Raw genomic sequence first — 6,188 nt, 5'->3', positions numbered from 1 at the left:
GCACTGAATCGAGTCGTCGATGAGCTCAATAATCGCCCCAGGAAACGACTGGGGTATCGGACACCGGCAGAGGTGTTCTGGGGTGAATATTCCGGAGCACTACAAACGAGCGGTGCTGCACTTATTGTTTGAATTCAGGATTAGCATTCCCAAAGATCCAGCCCTTCATGTTCTTGGTTTCCACCACAAACACCCCATACCGGGAAACAATGATGTGGTCGATCTGGGTAGTACCGTCTTCGGTGGGCAGGGTGACGTTCTTGATCAGGTGGTAGCGGTTCTTGTCGAGGAACAGGCGAGCCGAGGCATTTACGAGGAACTCCCCCAGCTTGCCCTTAAACCAGGACGACTTGATCACCCCCGCCAGGAAGGCAAGGGGAATCAGATACCAGAGGGCATTGAAAACAGGCTGAAGAACCGGGGCGAAGTCCATCCATCATCCTTAACAGGAACGTGCTAGTCCGTTTGCTATCACTACACATTAGCCCACTTTTTTCGGGGTGTCTTATTTCAGGTTGCAAAAATTCGTTAACAAACAACGTCTAACAAAAAAGCCGCAGGGTTTCCCCTGCGGCTTTTGCTTCGAAACTTGCCGAATCATGCCGGCATCTGGTGCGATCAGGCGGCAGCGAGCACACCTCCGGCCACAGCCACGGCACCACCCAATGCGCGGGTGACTCGGTTATCTGCCTTCAGCATCAACGCCCCAAGACCACGACCCGCAAAGGTGATGGCCAGTGTGGCAACCGTAAACCCACTCAAATAAGCCACCAACGCAGCCCCCGCCGGCATCTCCGCCCCATGGGCAAACCCATGAAACACCATAAACGCCCCAACCAGGGAACCACCCACCGCGGTCGGCAGCTTGGCCAGCGTCGCAATCAGAATCCCCGCCAGCAGCACGGAGACGGTAATGCCGGTTTCCACACCCGGCAGGTTCAACCCACCCCAGGCCAGTACCGCACCCAGGATCATGCCGCCGATCACGAAGGCCGGGGTGGCGTTCTTCATGGTATTGCTCTGGCGCACGCTCCAGAAGCCGATGGCGGCCATGGCCAGCAGGTGGTCCAGGCCCAGCATGGGGTGCAGCAGGCCGCTGGTGAAGCCACCGGTGCCATGGCCGGTGTGGGCAGAGGCGGCGGTGGAAGCGGCCAGCAGGGCGGCGGCGCTCAGCAGTTTGGTTGCCAGTTTCATAGTCGTTCTCCTAAACAGTCTGGTGTGTCTTGTCCAATTCGGTGTCAGGCGCTCTCAGCAATCTTGTCTGGGCGACGCTCGGGCAACATGCCGCGCTCAAGAATGAATGAAATGATCTCTTCCAGCCCTACCCCGTCGTACAGGTTGGTAAACACAAACGGCCGCTCGCCGCGCATCTTCCTGGAATCCCGCTCCATCACGTCCAGGGAGGCGTGGACCTGTTCGGCGATGTCGATCTTGTTGATGATCAGCAGGTCGGATTTGGTGATGCCGGGGCCGCCTTTGCGGGGGATCTTGTCGCCAGCGGAGACGTCGATGACGTACAGGGTGAGGTCGGACAGTTCCGGGCTGAAGGTGGCGGAGAGGTTGTCGCCGCCGGATTCCACCAGCACCAGTTCCAGGCCCGGGTGGCGGGACTGGAGGTCGTCGATGGCCGCCAGGTTCATGGAGGCGTCCTCGCGGATGGCGGTGTGGGGGCAGCCGCCGGTTTCCACGCCGAGGATGCGGTCGGCGCCCAGGGCTTCGTGGCGCAGCAGGAAGTCGGCGTCTTCGCGGGTGTAGATGTCGTTGGTGACCACGGCGATGTTGTAGTGGTCCCGCAGGGCTTTGCACAGCTGGCGCAGCAGGGCGGTTTTGCCGGAGCCGACGGGGCCGCCGACGCCTACTCGTAAACAATGTGTCATATCTAATTCCTCATTTGTTGGAACTTTGTCTGGGAGTCTGCGGAAAACTGTCTGTGCCGATGAAGTGCAAGGCGCCCGGAGCGCAGGAAGTGAGACATACCTGCTGGTAGGCGAACTTACGAGCACCGCGCAACGCGGCAATTCATTGGCACAGGCGGTTTTACGTGGACTCCCTCTAGCTTCTAAAGAGCCTTGAATACTGTGTTTCGTGTAAGGCACTGCCGAGGGCGAGCCCTGGTAGCACCGGTCCTAGTTCGTCATCACTAAGGCCCAGGGCCTTGTCCACTGCGGCCACCAGTTTCGGCCGTAGCTGTTCGGTCAGCCGTTGGGCGGCAGTGTGGCCCAGGGGCATGGCCTTGCAGGCGACAGCCAGCTGGTTTTCCAGCCAGGCCCAGGCGAAGCCCAGCAGGGTCTGGCGTACCGGCACATTTCTGAGATGCGCGGCCCAGGCGAACATGGTGACGTAACCGGGTTCCGCCGGTAGCTGGCCGTCGTCCGCCTGCGGCAGCAGCGCCAGGCTCTTGAGCAGGCGCACCAGGGCCGCGCCGAGGCGGACGTCTTCGTCGGTCAGTTCGGCGGTCTCGCGGGTGGCGTGCAGCCACTGGTTCCAGCTGGCCACCGTGGCGCTGTCGCCTTCGGCCCAGGCGGTTTGCAGCCGGGCCAGCAGGGGCAGTTCGCAGCGGGTGAGGCCGTCGTCCAGTACGCCTTCCAGCCACTGCCCCAGCTCTGCCTCGTTGGTTACCCATTGCAGTTCAAAGGCGCTTTCCAGGCCCTGGGACCAGGCGAAGGCGCCGATGGGCAAGGCCGGGCTGACCAGTTGCAGCAGGCCCAGCAGGGCCAGGTCGCCGGTTGGGTTGTCAGTGGTGATGGCCATGGGCATGCCCGTGGTCGTGATCGTGTGAATGGCCATGGCTGTGTGAATGGCCGTGTCCGTGCCCGTGGCTATGACCGTGAGAATGCCCCTGCCCGGCCTGCGCGTAGGCCCCCGGCTCCGGGTCGAACGGGGCCTGGTGGTGGACGACGGTGGCACCGAGGCGTTCGGCCAGTTCTTCCAGCACGTGGTCCGGTGGGAAGCGGACCCAGCTGCCCTGGTCGTCACTGCCGATGGCGAGCGACACGTGGCGGTTGCCGAGGTGATAGCACAGCCGGGCCAGCGGCAGGCCGGTCTCGATGCGGGCGGTGACCACCGGTTCGTCGGCGGCGCGGATGCGGACGATCTCGCCGCCCTTGGCCATCAGGTGGTCCCCTTCCCGCAGCACCGGGCCGCGGTCGAGGAACAGGCCGATGTCGTGGCCGTTGTCGGTGGTGGCCCGCAGGCGACCGCGGATGCGCAGCTCGTAGGGCAGGGTCAGGGTGTCAAACACTTCCGCCGGTTCCACCGGGGCGATGCGTTGATTCATTTCCAGCATTCTATTTCTCCTTTCGCGGGCTCAGGCAGCGCCATCAGAACAAGTGATAGCGCTGGGCCAGCGGCAGTTCGGCGGCGGGCTCGCAGGTGAGCAGTTCGCCGTCGGCGTGTACTTCGTAGGTCTGTGGGTCCACGGTGAGGTGTGGGCAGGCGTCGTTGAGTTTCATGTCGCTCTTGCGCACCTCCCGCACGCCCTTGCAGGCGGACAATGGGCTGTCCAGCCCCAGCTCCTCTCCAATACCGGCGTCCAGGGCGGCCTGGCTGACGAAGGTCAGGCGGGTGGCACTCGCGGCCTTGCCGAAGGCGCCGAACATGGGGCGGTAGTGCACCGGCTGGGGCGTGGGGATGGAGGCGTTGGGGTCACCCATGGGGGCCGCTGCGATCATGCCGCCCTTGAGGATGCAGGCGGGTTTGACGCCGAAGAACGCTGGGCTCCACAACACCAGGTCCGCCAGTTTGCCCACTTCCACCGAGCCCACTTCATGGCCCAGGCCGTGGGTGATGGCGGAGTTGATGGTGTACTTGGCGATGTAGCGTTTGGCGCGGAAGTTGTCGGCGCCCCGTTCTTCGTCTTCCGGCAGCAGGCCGCGCTGGACTTTCATCTTGTGGGCGGTCTGCCAGGTGCGGCAGATCACCTCGCCCACCCGGCCCATGGCCTGGGAGTCGGAGGAGATCATGGAGATCACGCCCAGGTCGTGGAGGATGTCTTCGGCGGCGATGGTCTCGCGGCGGATGCGGGAGTCGGCGAAGGCGACGTCTTCCGGGATGTTGGGGTCGAGGTGGTGGCACACCATCAGCATGTCCAGGTGCTCGTCCACGGTGTTCACGGTGTAGGGCCGTGTGGGGTTGGTGGAGGACGGCAGTACGTAGTCTTTGGAGCAGGCGGTGATGATGTCCGGGGCGTGGCCACCACCGGCACCTTCGGTGTGGAAGGTGTGGATGCAGCGGCCCTTGAACGCGGCCAGGGTGTCTTCCACAAAGCCGGATTCGTTGAGGGTGTCGGTGTGGATGGCCACCTGCACGTCGTACTGATCGGCAACGGTGAGGCAGTTGTCGATGGAGGCGGGGGTGGTGCCCCAGTCTTCGTGCAGTTTGAGGCCGATGGCACCGGCTTTGATCTGGGCTTCCAGGGCTTCCGGCAGCGAGGCGTTGCCCTTGCCGAGGAAGCCGATGTTCATGGGTAGTTGGTCGACCGCCTGCAGCATCTTGCCGATGTGCCAGGCGCCGGGGGTGCAGGTGGTGGCGTTGGTGCCGGTGGCCGGGCCGGTGCCGCCGCCGAGCATGGTGGTGATGCCGCTCATCAGGGCTTCTTCCACCTGTTGGGGGCAGATGAAGTGGATGTGGGGGTCGATGCCGCCGGCGGTGAGGATTTTGCCTTCCCCGGCGATGACTTCGGTGCCGGGGCCGATGACGATCTGGACGTCGGGCTGGGTGTCGGGGTTGCCGGCTTTGCCGATGGCGGCGATGCGGCCTTTCTGGATGCCGACGTCGGCTTTGACGATGCCCCACCAGTCGAGGATCAGGGCGTTGGTGATGACGGTGTCCATCACGCTGTCGTCGTTACGCTGGCTCTGGCCCATGCCGTCGCGGATGACTTTGCCGCCGCCGAATTTTACTTCGTCGCCGTAGTGGGTATGGTCCTGTTCCACTTCGATCCACAGATCGGTGTCGCCCAGGCGGACGCGGTCACCCACGGTGGGGCCGTACATGTCGGCGTAGGCTTGTCTGCTTATCTTCATTGTTCGCCTCTTATCCGTTGAGTCCGTGCAGGAGCCGTGTGGGTGATGCCTTCCGGGACACGCTACAAGTACATCCCTGTACGCTCGGCTCTGGCCATCCATGGCCAGAGACGGTCCCGGAAGGCATCACCCACCCGTCTCCCAGAGTCACTACTTGCCGTCCAGTTTTCCCATCACATCGCCACGGAAACCGTAGATCTCGCGACCGCCCGCATAGGGAATCAGGGTGACTTCGCGGGTCTGGCCAGGTTCGAAGCGGATGGCGGTGCCGGCGGCGATGTCGAGGCGCAGGCCTTTTGCGGCAGCGCGGTCAAACTCCAACACCGGGTTGGCTTCGGCGAAGTGGTAGTGGGAGCCGATCTGCACCGGGCGGTCGCCGGTGTTGGCCACGTCAATCGTGGTGCGTTCGCGGCCCGCGCAGAGCTCGATGTCGCCGTCTTGGATTTGGTATTCGCCGGGAATCATAAAAAAGAGTCTCCTTTAGAGACCGATGAGAAGCGTTGGCGAGGCAGCCGATGCAAGGCAAAGGGAGACGAAAAAGCGCAGTTTATGCGCGTATAAATGAGCATTTTGAGTCTCTCTTTAACGCCGCAGCGGCAACGCAGGTAGCTTCTCATTGGTCTCTCAGACTATGGGGTTATGAACCGTCACGAGTTTTGTGCCGTCGGGGAACGTCGCCTCGACCTGGACTTCGTGGATCATGTCGGCCACGCCGTCCATGACGTCGTCACGGGTGAGGATTTCGGTGCCGGAGCTCATCAGCTCGGCCACGGAGCGGCCTTCGCGGGCGCCTTCCATGATTTCGGCGCTGATCAGGGCGATGGCTTCGGGGTAGTTGAGTTTGAGGCCCTTGGCCTTGCGGCGCTCGGCCAGCAGCGCTGCGGTGAACAGCAGCAGCTTGTCTTTGTCTCTGGGTGTTAGCTCCATTGCTCAATGCTCCGTTGTTGTCGTTGGCATTTCGGCGTTCAGGTCAGCCAGATTCTGGGTATGTGGGCCTCGTGCCCGATGAGCCGGGGCCGGAGGATTTCCCAGGCCTGTTGGCACAGGGCCCAGGCTTCGTTGCGTTCGTTGCCCAGGTAGCGCAACAGCACCACGCCCCGGCGGCGGGTGATGGCCCAGCGGTTGTTCTCCGGCAGGGCCTCGCGGACGGCTTCGATGGCGTCG

8 protein-coding genes and 1 pseudogene are annotated in these 6,188 nt (G+C 63.0%); all 9 read right to left on the bottom strand.

Annotation, left to right across the window (positions count from 1 at the left end):
• Positions 1–121: 121 nt before the first annotated feature.
• On the bottom strand, positions 122–433 hold the full coding sequence (locus R3175_RS17780) for a nuclease-related domain-containing protein (RefSeq protein WP_318945683.1): 312 nt from the start codon (positions 431–433) through the stop codon (positions 122–124).
• Between the two features lie 185 nt (positions 434–618).
• Positions 619–1,194, bottom strand: coding sequence for a HupE/UreJ family protein (locus R3175_RS17775; RefSeq protein WP_318945682.1), 576 nt, complete (start codon positions 1,192–1,194; stop codon positions 619–621).
• A 44-nt stretch (positions 1,195–1,238) separates the two neighbouring features.
• Entirely contained in the window at positions 1,239–1,877 is a 639-nt protein-coding gene (gene ureG, locus R3175_RS17770) for an urease accessory protein UreG (RefSeq protein WP_318945681.1), read from the bottom strand.
• A gap of 175 nt (positions 1,878–2,052) precedes the next feature.
• Positions 2,053–2,751 (bottom strand): urease accessory protein UreF, encoded by a 699-nt coding sequence (locus R3175_RS17765; protein WP_318945680.1) that lies wholly within the window; start codon positions 2,749–2,751, stop codon positions 2,053–2,055.
• Positions 2,735–3,286 carry an urease accessory protein UreE gene (ureE, locus tag R3175_RS17760; RefSeq protein WP_318945679.1) on the bottom strand — a complete coding sequence of 184 codons (552 nt, stop codon included), beginning with the start codon at positions 3,284–3,286 and terminating at the stop codon, positions 2,735–2,737. The genes R3175_RS17765 and ureE overlap by 17 nt, the downstream gene beginning before the upstream one ends.
• 34 nt (positions 3,287–3,320) lie before the next feature.
• A complete protein-coding gene (ureC, locus tag R3175_RS17755; RefSeq protein ID WP_318945678.1) occupies positions 3,321–5,024 on the bottom strand; it encodes an urease subunit alpha in 1,704 nt (567 codons plus the stop codon).
• Positions 5,025–5,174: 150 nt separating this feature from the next.
• Positions 5,175–5,489 carry an urease subunit beta gene (locus R3175_RS17750; protein ID WP_318945677.1) on the bottom strand — a complete coding sequence of 105 codons (315 nt, stop codon included), beginning with the start codon at positions 5,487–5,489 and terminating at the stop codon, positions 5,175–5,177.
• Positions 5,490–5,648: 159 nt separating this feature from the next.
• A complete protein-coding gene (ureA, locus tag R3175_RS17745) occupies positions 5,649–5,951 on the bottom strand; it encodes an urease subunit gamma (RefSeq protein WP_206644057.1) in 303 nt (100 codons plus the stop codon).
• 38 nt (positions 5,952–5,989) lie between these two features.
• A pseudogene (locus R3175_RS17740) lies at positions 5,990–6,188 on the bottom strand (urease accessory protein UreD); the annotation flags it as partial.

The organism is Marinobacter sp., from assembly GCF_033722735.1.
Classification (GTDB): Bacteria; Pseudomonadota; Gammaproteobacteria; order Pseudomonadales; family Oleiphilaceae; genus Marinobacter.
Note: the sequence above shows the minus strand (reverse complement) of the source record. Positions and strands in the feature narration are given on the sequence as shown.